This is a genomic window from Stenotrophomonas sp. C-A (assembly GCF_054030835.1).
Genome location: NZ_CM132916.1, coordinates 2,804,208 through 2,818,738 on the forward strand (window position 1 = coordinate 2,804,208; position 14,531 = coordinate 2,818,738).

The 14,531-nt window shown below is 68.1% G+C and carries 14 protein-coding genes; 12 read left to right on the forward strand and 2 right to left on the reverse strand.

Annotated elements, in window-relative coordinates; genetic code table 11:
• Nucleotides 1-50 precede the first annotated feature (50 nt).
• Entirely contained in the window at nucleotides 51-485 is a 435-nt protein-coding gene (locus ACW5IY_RS13125) for a VOC family protein (RefSeq protein WP_021204492.1), read from the forward strand.
• A 439-nt stretch (nucleotides 486-924) separates the two neighbouring features.
• Nucleotides 925-1,629, forward strand: coding sequence for a helix-turn-helix domain-containing protein (locus ACW5IY_RS13130; RefSeq protein ID WP_049433647.1), 705 nt, complete (start codon nucleotides 925-927; stop codon nucleotides 1,627-1,629).
• 9 nt (nucleotides 1,630-1,638) lie between these two features.
• Here the strand turns inward: ACW5IY_RS13130 and ACW5IY_RS13135 are convergent, their stop codons facing one another.
• The gene (locus ACW5IY_RS13135; protein ID WP_049433648.1) at nucleotides 1,639-2,529 is read right to left on the reverse strand and encodes a sterol desaturase family protein; all 891 of its coding nucleotides are present in this window, start codon (nucleotides 2,527-2,529) and stop codon (nucleotides 1,639-1,641) included.
• A gap of 104 nt (nucleotides 2,530-2,633) precedes the next feature.
• Here ACW5IY_RS13135 and ACW5IY_RS13140 point away from each other — a divergent pair, with 104 nt between their 5' ends.
• The 7 genes from ACW5IY_RS13140 to ACW5IY_RS13170 all read left to right on the forward strand — a co-directional run bounded on the left by ACW5IY_RS13140 (nucleotide 2,634) and on the right by ACW5IY_RS13170 (nucleotide 11,327).
• Entirely contained in the window at nucleotides 2,634-3,584 is a 951-nt protein-coding gene (locus ACW5IY_RS13140) for a LysR family transcriptional regulator (protein ID WP_192840198.1), read from the forward strand.
• A 92-nt stretch (nucleotides 3,585-3,676) separates the two neighbouring features.
• On the forward strand, nucleotides 3,677-4,327 hold the full coding sequence (locus ACW5IY_RS13145; RefSeq protein ID WP_049433649.1) for a DsbA family oxidoreductase: 651 nt from the start codon (nucleotides 3,677-3,679) through the stop codon (nucleotides 4,325-4,327).
• Nucleotides 4,328-4,362: 35 nt separating this feature from the next.
• Nucleotides 4,363-5,370 carry a cyclase family protein gene (locus ACW5IY_RS13150; RefSeq protein ID WP_049433650.1) on the forward strand — a complete coding sequence of 336 codons (1,008 nt, stop codon included), beginning with the start codon at nucleotides 4,363-4,365 and terminating at the stop codon, nucleotides 5,368-5,370.
• A 218-nt stretch (nucleotides 5,371-5,588) separates the two neighbouring features.
• A complete protein-coding gene (imuA, locus tag ACW5IY_RS13155; protein WP_049433651.1) occupies nucleotides 5,589-6,203 on the forward strand; it encodes a translesion DNA synthesis-associated protein ImuA in 615 nt (204 codons plus the stop codon).
• A 9-nt stretch (nucleotides 6,204-6,212) separates the two neighbouring features.
• Nucleotides 6,213-7,622, forward strand: a complete 1,410-nt coding sequence (locus tag ACW5IY_RS13160) for a Y-family DNA polymerase (RefSeq protein ID WP_049433652.1) — start codon at nucleotides 6,213-6,215, stop codon at nucleotides 7,620-7,622.
• A 6-nt stretch (nucleotides 7,623-7,628) separates the two neighbouring features.
• Complete coding sequence (locus tag ACW5IY_RS13165; RefSeq protein WP_049433653.1) at nucleotides 7,629-10,739, forward strand: error-prone DNA polymerase; 3,111 nt, start codon at nucleotides 7,629-7,631, stop codon at nucleotides 10,737-10,739.
• Nucleotides 10,740-10,820: 81 nt separating this feature from the next.
• A complete protein-coding gene (locus ACW5IY_RS13170; protein WP_019336451.1) occupies nucleotides 10,821-11,327 on the forward strand; it encodes a hypothetical protein in 507 nt (168 codons plus the stop codon).
• Nucleotides 11,328-11,429: 102 nt separating this feature from the next.
• Here the strand turns inward: ACW5IY_RS13170 and ptsJ are convergent, their stop codons facing one another.
• Nucleotides 11,430-12,716 (reverse strand): MocR-like B6 salvage transcription factor PtsJ, encoded by a 1,287-nt coding sequence (gene ptsJ, locus ACW5IY_RS13175; RefSeq protein ID WP_049433654.1) that lies wholly within the window; start codon nucleotides 12,714-12,716, stop codon nucleotides 11,430-11,432.
• 76 nt (nucleotides 12,717-12,792) lie between these two features.
• On the opposite strand from ptsJ, the gene ACW5IY_RS13180 reads away from it, so the two are divergent.
• The 3 genes from ACW5IY_RS13180 to ACW5IY_RS13190 are packed head-to-tail and all read left to right on the forward strand — an operon-like array spanning nucleotide 12,793 to nucleotide 14,485.
• A complete protein-coding gene (locus ACW5IY_RS13180; RefSeq protein ID WP_049433655.1) occupies nucleotides 12,793-13,566 on the forward strand; it encodes a YggS family pyridoxal phosphate-dependent enzyme in 774 nt (257 codons plus the stop codon).
• Nucleotides 13,563-14,264, forward strand: coding sequence for a glutamine amidotransferase (locus ACW5IY_RS13185; RefSeq protein ID WP_049433656.1), 702 nt, complete (start codon nucleotides 13,563-13,565; stop codon nucleotides 14,262-14,264). The genes ACW5IY_RS13180 and ACW5IY_RS13185 overlap by 4 nt, the downstream gene beginning before the upstream one ends.
• Nucleotides 14,261-14,485 (forward strand): hypothetical protein, encoded by a 225-nt coding sequence (locus tag ACW5IY_RS13190; protein WP_005410058.1) that lies wholly within the window; start codon nucleotides 14,261-14,263, stop codon nucleotides 14,483-14,485. Before ACW5IY_RS13185 ends, ACW5IY_RS13190 begins: the two co-directional genes overlap by 4 nt.
• Nucleotides 14,486-14,531: the final 46 nt, after the last annotated feature.

Sequence of the window (14,531 nt, forward strand, 5' to 3'; positions counted from 1 at the left end):
CGCCGCGCGGGGCTGCCGATAATGGAGATCCCTGGCCACGAACCGAGCCCATGACCGTCCACCGCGACTTCGACCATCTCTGGCGTGACCGCTGCGATACGTCCAGCCAGCGCGCGCCGCGCGTGTTGATCCGGGTGTTCGTGGCCCCGGGTGAGCTGGAGCGCAGCGTGGCCTTCTATGAGCAGTTGCAGGGTGTGGTGGCCGATGCGGGGTTCCCGTTTCCGGAGGCAGGGCTGCGCCTGGCCATGGTCGGCGCCTTCCTGCTGATCGAGGGCAGCGAGGCGGCACTGGCACCGTTCACCTCGACCACGGGGACGCTGCTGGTCGATGACGTCCGGCCCTATCACGACAAATTGGTCGCCGCTGGCGCCGAGATCATCTTTCCGCTGCAGGTAGTCCCGACCGGGGCGGCGTTCAATGCGGTGCATCCCGATGGCACCGTGGTCGAGTACGTGCATCACCGGCCCGACCCGCACGGGCGCTGAGGGTGCGCACGGCCGGGCTGCGCACGGCACCCGCGGTAGTGCCGGCCGCTGGCCGGCAACCTCAGAAGCAACAGCCGAAGCAAAAGCGGGCTTCCTGTGGGATGGCGGGGTGGGTCCGGTTGCGGGGGACGCCGTGAATCCGTCCCTGGAGGCTCGGTCGCCGCTTGCCCGTGTGCGCTGTCCTGCGCACACGGCAAGACCTGGGTTGGGCGTCCTGCCCAACCCGCCCGAGGCATGCCTCGGGCCCATGGCGCTCACGCCCCCGCAACTGGACCCACCCCGCCTTCGACATATTTCTGCGAGCTGCCCGCTCTTCTGTAGAGCCGAGCCATGCTCGGCTCATGTGTCTCGGATCTCGAAATATTCGATTTCATCGCATGGGGTCAGATCCGTTTTCCGCAGGAAAACGGATCTGACCCCAGATTCATTTCGATCCAGCATGGCGTGCATCTACAATCCCTCCATGTCCTCCCTCGCCCTGCCCTGGAATGGCACGTTGCTGCTGGATGCGCACGCCGCCGTGCTTCACGGTCATGCCGGTGACAGCGCCGCGCATGCGCACTACGCCCATCAACTGCTGTTGAGCGACGGTACGCCCTGGCAGGTCGAAGTCGATGGCGTACGACAGCAAGGCCAACGGATTTGGCTGCCCTCCTTCCAGACGCACGCGATCCTGTCCGCGCCGGAAGCGGGCTGCACGGTGTTCCTCGAGCCGGTGCATGCCGATCCCGCACAGATCCAGCAGCACCTGCACGCGCTGCCGGGCAACGCGCTGGAGCTGCACGACTGGCTGCCACGGCTGAGCCGCCCGCAACCGCTGGACCGCCGCGTGCAGGCGGCATTGGCCCGCATCGCCCAGCACCTGCCCGGCCCGGTGCCGGCCGCCGACATCGCCGAGGCGGCGCATCTGTCGACCAGCCAGCTGCACCGGCGTTTCCAGTCTGACCTGGCGGTGACCCTGCGCGGCTGGGTGCTGTGGCAACGCTTGCGTGCCGCGCTCGCGCACCACCTGCAGGGGCACAGCCTGACCGACAGTGCACATGCCGCCGGCTTCGCCGACCTGGCCCATCTGTCGCGCAGCCTGCGCCGCATGTTCGGCATCGGTGCCGCACAGCTGCAGGGCCTGCAGCTTCACGCGGCCTGACATGTTCGATCATTCGCGCCTGCGCAGGCCTTCGGGCAGCTCCGGCACCTCGCCATGTGGCAGCTCTCGGAACGGCGCCAGCAGCTGCCCGGGGTAATCGCGCGGATAGTCCGGCTGGCTGCCGATGCCGAGGTCGTGCTGACGCAGCCGATAGCCCGGCGCATCGAAGGCGGTCCCCAGCAGGTGATCCCAGACGGTCAGGAACAGGCCGAAGTTGACGTCGCCGGCGGTGCCGTAACGCATGTGATGGAAACGGTGCAGTGGCGCCCACGCCATCACCCGGCCCAGCACGCCGGGGCGCATGTCCACGTTGGAGTGCTGCAGCAGCAGCTGGATGGCGATGGCGAACGCCAGCACCGCAGCCACCGGCATCGGCAGGCCCAAAAGCAGCAGCGGCAGCACGCCGCCCACCGCTTCGGCGGCCTGGTGCAGTGGGTGTTTCATCAGCCCGTTGAAGCCATACATGCGGGTCACGCTGTGATGCACGGCATGCAGGCGCCACAACCAGCCGATACGATGGCTGGCGTAGTGCACCAGAGTGATACCCAGGTCGGCGCAGACGATGGCCAGCAGTACCTGCAGAACGAACGGCCACTGCATCGGCCACAGCTGCCACGGAACGAGCGCTGCCAGCAGCGGCACCGCTGCGATCGACAGCAGGTTCAGGCTTTCGTTGACCAGTGCATGCAGGGTGTCACGCAGGCTGTCGCCGTGGTCGTGGTTGAACACAGGGTCGTAGGGCCACGTGCGCTCGGCGGCGAACGAGACCGCGATGGCGACCGCCAGCAAGGCCAGCAGCCACAACGGATCACCGTGGCAGTGGCCGACCCAGACGACGGCAGTAGCAACGAAACCCAGCAGGAACAACGGGGCATACAGGCGCAGTATCCAGTGCTTCATGGGCAACCCGGAAAGTGAGGGGCCTGCATGCTGGCGCCGCGTGTGGGTTGCTGGCTTGAACAAACGGCGCAACCCTGCCGGCACCACGCTTCCCACATCCACGCATGGCGTGGTTCTACAATGATGCCCTCATCGCGCCCGGGACCGGCATGGATTCCTTCAACCTGATGCGCGCCTTCCGCCGCATCGTCGAACGCGGCGGGCTGGCCCGCGCCGCCGAAGACCTGGGCATGTCGCCTGCCGGGCTGAGCAAACAGCTGCGCACGCTGGAAACCCACCTGGGCGTGATACTGCTGCAGCGAACCACGCGACGCATGAGCCTGACCGAGACCGGCCACGCCTATTACCGCGAATGCTGCCGCCTGCTCGACGAGCTGGACGCGCTGGAACGCGGCATCGCCGAACAGCGCGGTGAGGTGGCCGGGCGCCTGCGCGTCAATGCGCCGCAGTCGTTCGCGCTGAGCACGCTGTCGCCGTTGCTGCCACGGTTCCTGCAGCAGCATCCGCAGCTGTCGTTGGACCTGGTGATGGAAGATCGCCTGGTCGATGCAATCGGTGAGGGTTTCGATGTGTCGCTGCGGCTGCGTGCCGAGCTGGATGATTCACGCCTGGTGGCACGCCGGCTGGCGTCGCTGCAGCAGGTGCTGTGCGCAGCCCCGTCCTACCTGCAGCAGCATCCGGCACCGCAGGCGGTGGACGATCTGCAGGTCCACAGCGTGCTGGCCTACAGCCTGTCCGACTCGCCCGGCAGCTGGCCGCTGCTCGGCCCGGATGGCCAGGTGACGATCACCCTGCCGGCGCGCGTCACCGTCAACAACAGCCTGCTGCTGCGCGACCTGCTGGTGGCCGGCATGGGTATCGGCGCCCTGCCCTCGTTCCTGGCGGCACCGGCGCTGGCCCGTGGCGAACTGCAGCAGGTGCTGCCCGACCACCGCTATCCGCCGCGCTTCGTGCATGCGGTCTACCCCACATCGCGCCATCTGCAGCCCAAGGTACGCGCCTTCATCGATTTCCTGCACGCCGAGCTGCCCGGCTGCGCCGGCCTGGATTCGTAACCGCCAGCGAAAACTGAGCTGCCCGCGGCGTGCTGTTTCGGCCACGCCGCGCTGCCTAATCTGCCGCCTCCCCTCTCACCGATGGCAGGCAGATGTCTTCCGTTCCTTCCCCCGCCACCGCCGCGCCGGTGGTCGATTTCTTCCACGACGTGGTCTGCGGCTGGTGCTTCGTGCTGGCCCCGCGCCTGAAGCAGGTCTCCGCCGAACTCGGCATCCAGGTGCGCCACCGCAGTTTCGTGCTGCAGGACTCGCGCGCGCAGATGGTCGAGGTGTTCGGCTCGATGGAGCGCGCCAAGGCGATCATCCTGCGCCACTGGACCGACTGCGCCGCGCATGAAGACACCGCGCGCATCGATATCGAAGGCATGCGCGCACAGGACTTCGAGTATCCGTCCGGCTGGCTCGGCGCACTGGCCTGCCAGGCCGCCGGCATGCTCGGTGGCAACGACGCCCATGGCGCGATGTTCGATGCCGTGCAGTGGGCGCACCTGCACCAGCACCGCAACATCGGCGACGCCGAAGTACTGCTGGATATCGCCGAAGCGCTGGGCCATCCACGTGGCGCCTTCGCTGACCACATGCGCGGCGACGCAGTACGCCAGCGCGTGCAGGCCGATCGTGCCGAAGCCGCTGCCCTCGGCATCCGTTCCATACCCACCGTGATCGGCGGCAACGGCCTGCGCCTGCAGACCCTGCCGCTGCCACACCTGCGCCAGGCCCTGGCGCACCTGGTCGCGGCCTGAGCCGCACCCTCCCCCACCCTGCAAGGAGACTCCCCATGACCCCACGTACCCTGGCTACCGCGCTGGCCCTGCTGCTGGCCGGCACCGCCGCTTCCACCACCGTGTCCGCGCACGAACGCGTTCCCTCCGGCCAGCAGGTCGGCACCAGCCCCTGGGGGCCGAAGGACGAGATCGGCCGCCTCAACCTGATCACCGAGGCCTCGCGTGCGGCGATCCTGTCGCGGGTCAGCGGCGGCAAGGCCTATGACCTGGCCACCGAATACTACGTCGGCATGCCCAGCTGGCAGGATGCCGGCGACCCGCACTACCAGTTCTGGATGACCCACACCCCCCGCGGCACGGTGATGGATGATCCGATGGGCGTGGGTGAAACCATGAACCTCACCCGCAGCTACACCGGCACCGCGTTCTCGATGTACAGCCACACCGGCACCCACATTGATGCGCTGAACCACTTCGGCATCCATGGAAAGATCTGGAACGGCTTCGAGGCCGACAAGCACCTCGGCGACCGTGGCTGGAATGTCACCGGCATCGAGAAGTTCCCGCCGCTGATCGCGCGTGGCGTGCTGATCGACGTGGCCACCGCCAAGGGCGTGGACATGCTGCCGGACAGCTACCGCGTCACCCGCCAGGACCTGAAGGATGCGCTGGCACGCCAGAAGGTGAAACTGCAGCAGGGCGACGTGGTGCTGATCCGCACCGGCCGCATGCGCCTGTTCGAACAGCCCAAGGCCTACATGGCCAACCCGCCGGGCATGGGCCTGGACGCGGCGCGCTTCCTGGTTGAGGACAGCGGCGCGATGATCGTCGGTGCCGACAACCTCAGCTTCGAGACCTTCCCCTCCGAGGTGCCCGACGACTACGTGCCGCTGCACACCTACCTGCTGGCCCAGCAGGGCGCGCCGATCATCGAGCTGGTGGCGCTGGACGAACTGGCCCGCGACAAGGTCTACGAGTTCGCCTTCATCGGCGGCCCGCTGAAGATCCGCGGCGGCGATGCCGCACCGCTGCGCCCGGTCGCGTTGCCGGTCCGCCCCTGACCGGGGCCTATGGGTGCCGACCTTGGTCGGCACTCCCCACCCCTTCAGCAACCTGAAATCCGACCCTCCGATTTCATTAGTAATTCTACTCACAAGGCGAGTAGCATGTCCGGTCTCAGCCCCTGATACCGGCCCGTCGATACTCGCGCCATGCCCGCCGTTTCCGCCCGTTCCTGCCGCTTCCAGCCTGCCCGGCGCCTCCCCTGGAGGACCGGCTGATGGGTGCCGTCGTCGCCCTCGACCGGCTGCTTGACGGCCGCCAGCTGTGGCGCGGTCCGGCCCGCCAGGGCACAGCCAGCGACCATCTGGCCAGCGGTCACCCGGCACTGGATGCGCGCCTGCCCGGCGGCGGCTGGCCCAGCAGCGGGCTATGCGAGGTACTGCAGGCCGCGCCCGGCGTCGGCGAACTGGCCCTGGTCTGGCCAGCGCTGGCGAAGCTGAGCCAGCGCGACCGCCCGATCGTGCTGGTCGCCCCACCCTATCGCCCGCACGCTCCGGCCTGGGCAGCGGCCGGGCTGGATCTGGCCCAGCTGCAGATCATCCACGCCGCGCCGAAACAAGCGCTGTGGGCCACCGAACAGTGCCTGCGCTCGGCCGCCTGTGCAGCGGTGCTGTGCTGGCCACACCAGGCCGATGACCGCTCACTGCGCCGCCTGCAGGTGGCGGCCGACAGCGGCCAGTGCCTGGGCTTCGTGTTCCGCGAGGCGCAGGCGGCGCGCAATCCCTCCCCGGCCAGCCTGCGCCTGCAGCTCGACCACGGCCAGGTGCGGGTGCTGAAGTGCCGTGGCGGCCTGCCGCCGGCGCAGCCGTTGCCGCTGGCCATCGCCCACTGAGGCCGCGCCATGCACTGGGCCTGCCTGTTGTTGCCGCAGCTGGCGCTGGACAGCGTGCTGCGCCTGCAGCCCGACCCGCAGCGGCCACTGGTGCTGCTGCAGGGGCCGGCACAGCGTCGCGTACTGCGTGCGGTCAGCCCGGCCGCCCGCGCAGCGGGGCTGCGCCCGGGCATGCTGCTGTCGGCTGCGCAGGTACTGGTGCAGGACCTGCATCTGCACGATTACGATCCCAACGCCGAACAGCAGACCCGGCAGCTGCTGGCCAGCTGGGCCTATGCCTACAGCTCGCAGGTCAGCCTCGATTTTCCGCACGCGCTGGTCATGGAAATCGGTGCCAGCCGCGCCCTGTTCGGCGACTGGCTGACGATCGAACAGCGGCTGCGCAACGAACTGCATGAGCTTGGTTTCCGCCATCGCCTGGTGGCCGCACCCACCGCGCATGCCGCGCGCGTGCTGGCCAACGTCCACGACGGCCTCGGCATCGATGCGCAGCAGCTGCCGGCAGTGCTGGCGCAGCTGCCCTTGCCACGCTGTGGCCTGCCCAGCGATGCGGTGACCGTGCTCGGCCGTTCCGGCCTGCGCACGCTGGGCGCGGTGCTCGAGCTGCCGCGTGACAGCCTGGCCCGGCGCTTCGCACCGGACGTGCTGCAGCAACTGGATGCGCTGCGTGGGCTACCCACCGCGCCATTGCGCTACTACCAGCCACCGGACCGTTTCGATGCACGCATCGAATTCGAGTACGAGATCGAATCCAGCCAGGCCCTGTTGTTCCCGCTGCGTCGCCTGCTGCTGGACCTGGCCGCGTTCCTGTGTTCGCGCGATGGCGGCGTGCAGCGCTTCGACCTGCATTTCGAGCACGACATGCTGCCGGCCAGCGTGCTGACCATCGGCCTGCTGGCGCCCGAGCGCGATCCCGCGTTGCTGTTCGAGATCGCACGCAATCGCATGGAAGCGTTCGCCCTGCCGGCCGGCAGTCGCGCACTGCGCCTGCAGGCCGAGCAGCTGCCACCGTTCGTGCCCGCCGCGCGTGACCTGTTCGATACCCGGCCGGCACAGGCAATGCCCTGGAACCAGCTGCGCGAGCGCCTGCGCGCGCGGCTGGGCGATGACGCCGTGCAGCCGCTGGCGGTGCAGGCCGACCATCGCCCCGAACGCGCCAGTGGCATCCAGCCGCCAGCCAAGCCTCCGTCGTACTGGCCACTGCGCCCCGGCTGGCTGCTGGACACGCCGCAACCACTGCGTGATCCGCGGCTGCGCATCGTCACCGGGCCGGAGCGGATCGAATCGGGCTGGTGGGATCAGGCCGATGCACGGCGCGACTATTACGTGGTGGAAACTGCTCACGGCCAGCGCGGCTGGGCCTTTCGTGAGCGCAACGACCCGCATGCGCCGTGGATGCTGCACGGCTGGTTCGGCTGAGCCACCATGCACAGCGAACTGCCCGGCTACGCCGAACTGCACTGCCTGTCGGCCTTCAGTTTCCAGCGTGGCGCCTCGATCGCCGAAGAACTGTTCGCGCGCGCCGCCGGCCAAGGCTATCGAGCGTTGGCGATCACCGACGAATGCTCGCTGGCCGGCATCGTACGCGCTTGGCAGGCGGCGAAGACGCATGGCGTGGCGCTGATTGTCGGCGCCGAATTCCAGGTCGAGGATGGGCCGAAACTGGCCCTGCTGTGCACCGACCAGGCCGCCTATACGGGGCTCTGCCAGTTGATCACCACCTGCCGGCGGCGGGCCGCCAAGGGCGAGTACCGCTGCCTGCGCGAGGACCTTCTCGGCCTGCCCGTCGGCCTGCTGTGCCTGTGGCTGGACCGGCAACCGGCCGCCACCGACCTGGAACTGCTGCGCGCCGGCTTCGATGATCGGCTGTGGCTGGCGGTGGAGCTGCACCACGAACACGACGATGCACGCCGCCTGCAGCAGCTGCAGTCCTTCGGCGAACGCCATTGCCTGCCGCTGGTGGCCAGTGGTGATGTGCACATGCATGTACGCCGCCGCCGCGCCCTGCAGGACACACTGACCGCGATCCGCCACCGTTGCAGCGTGGCCGAAGCTGGATGGCGCCTGTTCCCCAATGGCGAGCGCCACCTGCGCCCACGCACCGCGCTGGCCCAGCTGTACCCGCCTGAGCTGCTGGCCGAGACCCTGCGCATCGCCGAGCGCTGCCACTTCACCCTGGAACAGCTGCAGTACACCTATCCGCGTGAGCTGGTGCCCGAAGGGCATGATCCGGACAGCTGGCTGCGCGTGCTGGTCGAGCGTGGCATCCCGTGGCGCTGGAAGAACGGCATCCAGCCGGCACAGCGCGAGCAGATCGAACACGAACTTGCGTTGATCAAGCAGAAGAACTACGCCTCCTACTTCCTCACCGTGCAGGACATCGTGCGCTTCGCCCGCAGCCAGGACATCCTCTGCCAGGGGCGCGGCTCGGCGGCCAACTCGGCGGTGTGCTTCGTGCTGGGCGTGACCGAGATCGACCCGGCGCGCAGCAACCTGCTGTTCGAGCGCTTCATCTCCGCCGAGCGCGACGAGCCACCGGATATCGACATCGATTTCGAGCACGAGCGCCGCGAAGAAGTGCTGCAGTACGTGTTCAAGCGCTATGGCCGCGAACGCGCCGCCTTGACTGCGGTGGCGATCAGTTACCGTGGCCGCAGCGCGATCCGCGACGTGGCCCGTGCACTCGGCCTGCCGATGGACCAGGTCAACGAACTCGGCGCGGCGATGGACCACTGGGGCGGCCACGTACCACTGCCGGAGACCCTGCGCGAGCGCGGCTTTGATCCGGAAACACCGCTGATGCGGCGGCTGCTGGCACTGACCACCGAGCTGATCGATTTCCCGCGCCACCTGTCGCAGCACCCGGGCGGCTTCGTGATTTCAGAGCACCCGCTGTCGACGCTGGTACCGGTGGAAAACGCGGCGATGGCCGACCGCACCGTCGTCCAGTGGGACAAGGACGATCTGGATGCCACCGGCCTGATGAAGGTCGACTGCCTGGCGCTGGGCATGCTCACCGCCATCCGTAAATGCCTGGCGATGCTGCAGCAGCACGGCCTGCACAGTGGACGCATGGATGCGATCCCTGCCAAGGATACGAAGACCTACGACATGATCTGCGCCGCCGACACCATCGGCGTGTTCCAGATCGAATCGCGTGCGCAGATGGCGATGCTGCCACGCCTGCAGCCGCGCTGCTTCTACGATCTGGTGATCGAAGTGGCGATCGTGCGCCCCGGCCCGATCCAGGGTGACATGGTGCACCCCTATCTGGAACGGCGGAGGATCCTGCGCGAGCAAGGCCCGGAGGCACTGAACGACCCGGACAATCCGCTCTACCCACCGCAGCTGGAACGCGTGTTCGCACGCACGTTGGGCGTACCACTGTTCCAGGAGCAGGTGATGCAGCTGGCAGTGGAAGCAGCAGGTTACACACCTGGCCAGGCCGATGCCCTGCGCCGCTCGATGGCGGCATGGAAGCGTCGTGGCGGCCTGGAACCGCATCGCGAGAAGTTGCTGGCCGGCATGTTGAAGAATGGCTTCAGCCGCGACTACGGCGAGCACCTGTTCGAGCAGATCAAGGGCTTCGGTGATTACGGTTTCCCGGAAAGCCATGCTGCCAGCTTCGCCCTGCTGACCTATAACAGCTGCTGGCTGAAGTGCCATCATCCCGCCGCGTTCACCGCCAGCCTGATCAACAGCCAGCCGCTGGGGTTCTACAGCCCCGACCAGCTGCTGCAGGATGTACGCCGCCATGGCATCGGCGTGCTGCCGGTGGACGTGCGCCACAGCGACTGGGACTGCACGCTGGATTTCAGCAAGGGACCGGCGGCGATCCGGCTCGGCCTGCGCCTGATCGATGGCTGCAACGAACCCGTCGTGCAGGCCATCATGCGCGAACGTGCGCAGCGCCCGTTCGACGATGTGGGCGACCTGTGCCAGCGCACCGCACTGGACCGCCGCCAGCAGGGCCTGCTGGCCGATGCCGGTGCACTGCGTGGGCTCAGTGGCCATCGCCATCGTGCACGCTGGGATATCTCCGGCGTGGAAAACCGGCTGCCACTGTTCGACCAGGCCCGCGCCACTGCCGAAGCCCGCGTGCCGTTGCCCCTGCCCAGCGCCTGGGAGGACATGCAGGCCGATTATCGCAGCACCGGCACCACACTTGGCCGCCACCCGATCTCGTTCCTGCGCGCGCAGCTGCGCAGCCGTGGCTGTCTGGACGCTGCACAACTGGCCGGGCATGGCCATGGCCGTCGCGTGCGCATCGCCGGCCTGGTACGCATGCGCCAGCGCCCGCAGACCGCCAGCGGCGTCACCTTCCTCACGCTCGAAGATGAGACCGGCATGGTCAACGCCGTGGTCTGGCGACACCTGGCCGATCGCCAGCACCGGGTGCTGGTCGATACCCAGCTGATGCAGATCGATGGCCGCCTAGAACGCGTCGATGGCGTGCAGCACGTCATCGTGCAGCGCATGCACTGCCTGGATGAACTGCTGCAGGGACTGCGCAGCCACAGCCGCGATTTCCACTGACGATACACAACGTCACACAACGAACTGGCCATTGCCGGTCCGCATCCGCTATCGTCGGCACATCCAAGGAAGGACGACCCGATGCCCCGTGCGCTGCTGCTGACCACCCTGGTGGTCTCGACCCTCGCCCTGCTGGTTTCCGGCTGGACCGCCTGGAGCCTGCATCGCAGCCAATCACCACAGCGCATCATCGAGGCGCGCGGGCTGGTCATCCACGATGCAAGCGGCCAGCCGCGGGTGATCCTCGGCGCACCGGTTCCCGATCCGCTCAGCCAGGGCCGCACCCAGGGGCCGCGTGCCACCGCCCTGTCAGGCCTGATCCTGCTCGGTCCCGATGGTTCCGAACGCGGGGGCTACGGCACCAGCGACCGCGGCGGCGAAGCCCTGCTGACCCTGGACGATGCCACCGGCACCACTGAAGTATTCAAGGTCGTCGCCAACCCGGACCGCGGCGCCAGCCTGATGGTCAAGCACCAGAACAACACCGGCGCCATGCTCACCTCCTGGCAGGGCAAGCCGGAGCTGATGTTCGTCGATGACAGCGGCCAGTCCTACTACGTGCGCCCCGGCGCCAACGCCGCGCCCTGATCTGCTTGTGTAGCGTCGAGCCATGCTCGACTGCTTCTATCAACAGCAGCCGAGCATGGCTCGGCTCTACAAAGGCGAAGCAACGTCGAGCATGGCTCGACGCTACAGAGCGAACACCGCCGCCAGGTCATCCGCCAGCTGCCGCAGCTGCGCTGCCCCCAGCGCAGCGCAGGTGATGCGCAGGCCATGCCCCGGCGCTGCCACCGAGAACACTTCGCCCGCGCGCACATGCCATCCACGCGAAGCCAGGGCCAGCACCTGCGGATGGCTGTCGGCCTGCAACGGCAGCCACAGGTTCAATCCTTCCATCGGCAACGGTGTCGGCAGGCCACGCGCATGCAGCAACTCCTGCAGCGAGCGCAGGCGCTGCTGATAGCGCTCCCCCGCCGAGGCGATCTTCGCCCGCTGCGTCGCCGACGCCAGCACCGAAGTCGCCGCATCCTGCAGCAGATGGCTGACCCAGCCGGTGCCGGACGCCAACCGCAACCGCAACCGCATCGCGGTTTCTTCATCGCAGGCCAGCCAGGCCAGCCGCAGGTCCGGGCCGAGCGGCTTGGACAACGAACGCAGCAGCGCCCAGCGCCGGCCATCCAGCGGCAGCGCCGAGTGATAGGCCTGCTGCGAAAGCAGCGCGTAGTGATCGTCGATCAGCACCGCCACCTGCGGGTAGGCCGCCAACAACTGCCGCAACGCCCGCGCCCGTTTCGCATCCAGGCTGGCCCCGGTCGGGTTGTGTGCCCGCGGGGTCAGCAACACCGCGCGTGCACCGGCCTCCAGTGCCTGCCGCAGCGAATCGACCTGCATGCCATGCGCGTCCACCGCCACCGGCAACGGCGCGTGGCCCACAGCGTTGAGCACGTTGAGGCTGCCGAGGAAGCACGGATCTTCCACCGCGATGCGATCCCCCGGCAGCAGCCACGCCGACAGCAGGCGTTCGATGCCATCGACCGCGCCATGGGTCAGTTCCAGCGCATAGCCCTCCGGGCAGTCCGCATCCAGCGAGGCGCGTGCCAGCGCCTCCAACCTCGGGTCGACCGTGCCCACGCCATACAGCCGTGGTGCGGCCGGGGCCAGGCGCAGGTTCGGCAGCAGGTGTGGATCCGGGTTGCCACCGGCCAGGTCCTGCAGGGCCAGCCCGGGCGTACTGCCCTCGCGCGCCAGCGTCGGCGGCAGGCCACGCACCACTGTGCCGCGGCGACCGGCCGTACTGGCCAGGCCCGCCGCGTCCAGGCGCTTGTAGGCAGCGGCCACGGTGTTGCGGTTCACCCCCAGCTGCTCGGCCAGTTCACGCACCGGCGGCAACACGCTGCCGGCCGGCAGGCGGCCCTTGCCGATGCCGTCGCGGATGCTGTCGAAGATCGACTCGGCGCTATGCCCGGTGATTTTCATTTTGTCCTATGTCAAAATATCTCTTGTCCTGTGCCAGTGTATCCCACCCTGGCCGCCCTGCATTGGAGGTGCCCGCATGCCCCTTGCCGCTGCCGACTGGCCCGTCGCTCAGTCCGTTGAACAGATCGCCGCCAACCTGGTCACGGTGCGCCAACGCATCGCCGATGCCTGCGCCCGCGTCGGCCGGGACCCGGCCAGCGTGCGCCTGCTGCCGGTCAGCAAGACCGTCGATGACGCCCGCATCCGCATGGCGGTGGCCGCAGGCTGCCACGAACTGGGCGAGAACAAGGTGCAGGAGGCACAACGCAAGGCCGAAACGATGGCCGACCTGGGCGTGCACTGGTCGGTGATCGGCCATCTGCAGACCAACAAGGCGCGCTACGTGGCGCGCTTTGCCAGCGAGTTCCAGGCGCTGGACAGCCTGCGCGTAGCCGAGGCCCTGCAGCAGCGCCTGCAACTGGAAGACCGCACGCTGGATGTGTTCGTGCAGGTCAACACCTCGGCCGAACCGAGCAAGTACGGCCTGGAACCCGACGCGGTCGAGGCCTTCGTGCAGCAGCTGCCGGCCTTCGATCGCCTGCAGGTGCGCGGCCTGATGACCCTGGCCATCTTCACCCCCGATGTCGAGCGCGTGCGCGCCTGCTTCGTGCGCCTGCGCGAACTGCGCGACCAGCTGCAACGCACCGCCCCGCCCGGCCTCGACCTGTCGCAACTGTCGATGGGCATGTCCGGTGATTTCGAAGTGGCCATCGAGGAAGGTGCCACCGTGGTCCGCGTCGGCCAGGCCATCTTCGGTGCCCGCGCCACCCCGGACAGTTTCTACTGGCCGAACAGCGGAGCCCCGGCATGAAGCACGCGGTTGTCCTGCAACACGTTGCCTTTGAAGACCTCGGCACCCTGAAACCGTTGCTGCTGGCGCAGGGCTGGCAGCTGCACGTGCTGCAGGCCGGCGTCGATGCGCTCGATGGCGCCGAAACCGCCGACCTGCTGGTCGTGCTGGGCGGCCCCATCAGTGCCAATGACACAGAGACATATCCCTTCGTCAACGACAGCATTGCCCTGCTGCAGCGCCGGCTGCAGCAGCAGCGACCGACCCTCGGCATCTGCCTGGGTGCACAGCTGATGGCGCGGGCACTCGGTGCCAGTGTCGCTCCCAGTGGTGGCAAGGAAATCGGCTTTGCGCCACTGCTGCTGACCGATGAAGGCCAGCGTTCACCGCTGCAGTCCCTGCAGGGCATTCCGGTACTGCATTGGCATGGTGAGGCGTTCGAACTTCCGGCCGGTGCACGCCGCCTGGCCAGCACGCCGGCCTGCCGTCACCAGGCATTCGCCATCGGCAGCCACGCACTGGCCCTGCAATGCCATCCGGAACTGGACGCCCGCCAGTTCGAGCGTTGGCTGATCGGCCACACGCTGGAGCTGGCCCAGGCCGGCATCGATCCCAACAACCTTCGCGCGCAGGCGCGTCGCTATGGCGCACCACTGGCCGCAGCCGCCACCGCGATGTTCGACCATTGGCTGCAGGACCTGCCGGAGACACCACAATGAACTACCGATTGCAGATCCACCGCGATGGCGCCCACTGGGGTCACTTCGACTGCAGCGGCCCCGATGCCCTGCAACGCATGGACGCCATCGCCGCACAGCTGCCTGCCGATCAGGGCTTCCAGCTGAAACGGCAGAAAGGGGTCGGCGAAGAGCGCATCCTGTCCAGCAATGCCGATGGCCTGCGCGTGCTGGCTTCGCAGATCCAGTACCGCGACATCTGACCCGGCGATGGTAGTGCCGGCCGCTGGTCGGCATTCGACGGGAGAA

Bases quoted from the DNA above. Each gene is read 5' to 3' on its own strand.
- ACW5IY_RS13125 (WP_021204492.1), top strand. From the start codon at position 51: ATGACCGTCCACCGCGACTTCGACCATCTCTGGCGTGACCGCTGCGAT.
- ACW5IY_RS13130 (WP_049433647.1), top strand. From the start codon at position 925: ATGGCGTGCATCTACAATCCCTCCATGTCCTCCCTCGCCCTGCCCTGG.
- ACW5IY_RS13135 (WP_049433648.1), bottom strand. From the start codon at position 2,529: ATGAAGCACTGGATACTGCGCCTGTATGCCCCGTTGTTCCTGCTGGGT.
- ACW5IY_RS13140 (WP_192840198.1), top strand. From the start codon at position 2,634: ATGGCGTGGTTCTACAATGATGCCCTCATCGCGCCCGGGACCGGCATG.
- ACW5IY_RS13145 (WP_049433649.1), top strand. From the start codon at position 3,677: ATGTCTTCCGTTCCTTCCCCCGCCACCGCCGCGCCGGTGGTCGATTTC.
- ACW5IY_RS13150 (WP_049433650.1), top strand. From the start codon at position 4,363: ATGACCCCACGTACCCTGGCTACCGCGCTGGCCCTGCTGCTGGCCGGC.
- imuA (WP_049433651.1), top strand. From the start codon at position 5,589: ATGGGTGCCGTCGTCGCCCTCGACCGGCTGCTTGACGGCCGCCAGCTG.
- ACW5IY_RS13160 (WP_049433652.1), top strand. From the start codon at position 6,213: ATGCACTGGGCCTGCCTGTTGTTGCCGCAGCTGGCGCTGGACAGCGTG.
- ACW5IY_RS13165 (WP_049433653.1), top strand. From the start codon at position 7,629: ATGCACAGCGAACTGCCCGGCTACGCCGAACTGCACTGCCTGTCGGCC.
- ACW5IY_RS13170 (WP_019336451.1), top strand. From the start codon at position 10,821: ATGCCCCGTGCGCTGCTGCTGACCACCCTGGTGGTCTCGACCCTCGCC.
- ptsJ (WP_049433654.1), bottom strand. From the start codon at position 12,716: ATGAAAATCACCGGGCATAGCGCCGAGTCGATCTTCGACAGCATCCGC.
- ACW5IY_RS13180 (WP_049433655.1), top strand. From the start codon at position 12,793: ATGCCCCTTGCCGCTGCCGACTGGCCCGTCGCTCAGTCCGTTGAACAG.
- ACW5IY_RS13185 (WP_049433656.1), top strand. From the start codon at position 13,563: ATGAAGCACGCGGTTGTCCTGCAACACGTTGCCTTTGAAGACCTCGGC.
- ACW5IY_RS13190 (WP_005410058.1), top strand. From the start codon at position 14,261: ATGAACTACCGATTGCAGATCCACCGCGATGGCGCCCACTGGGGTCAC.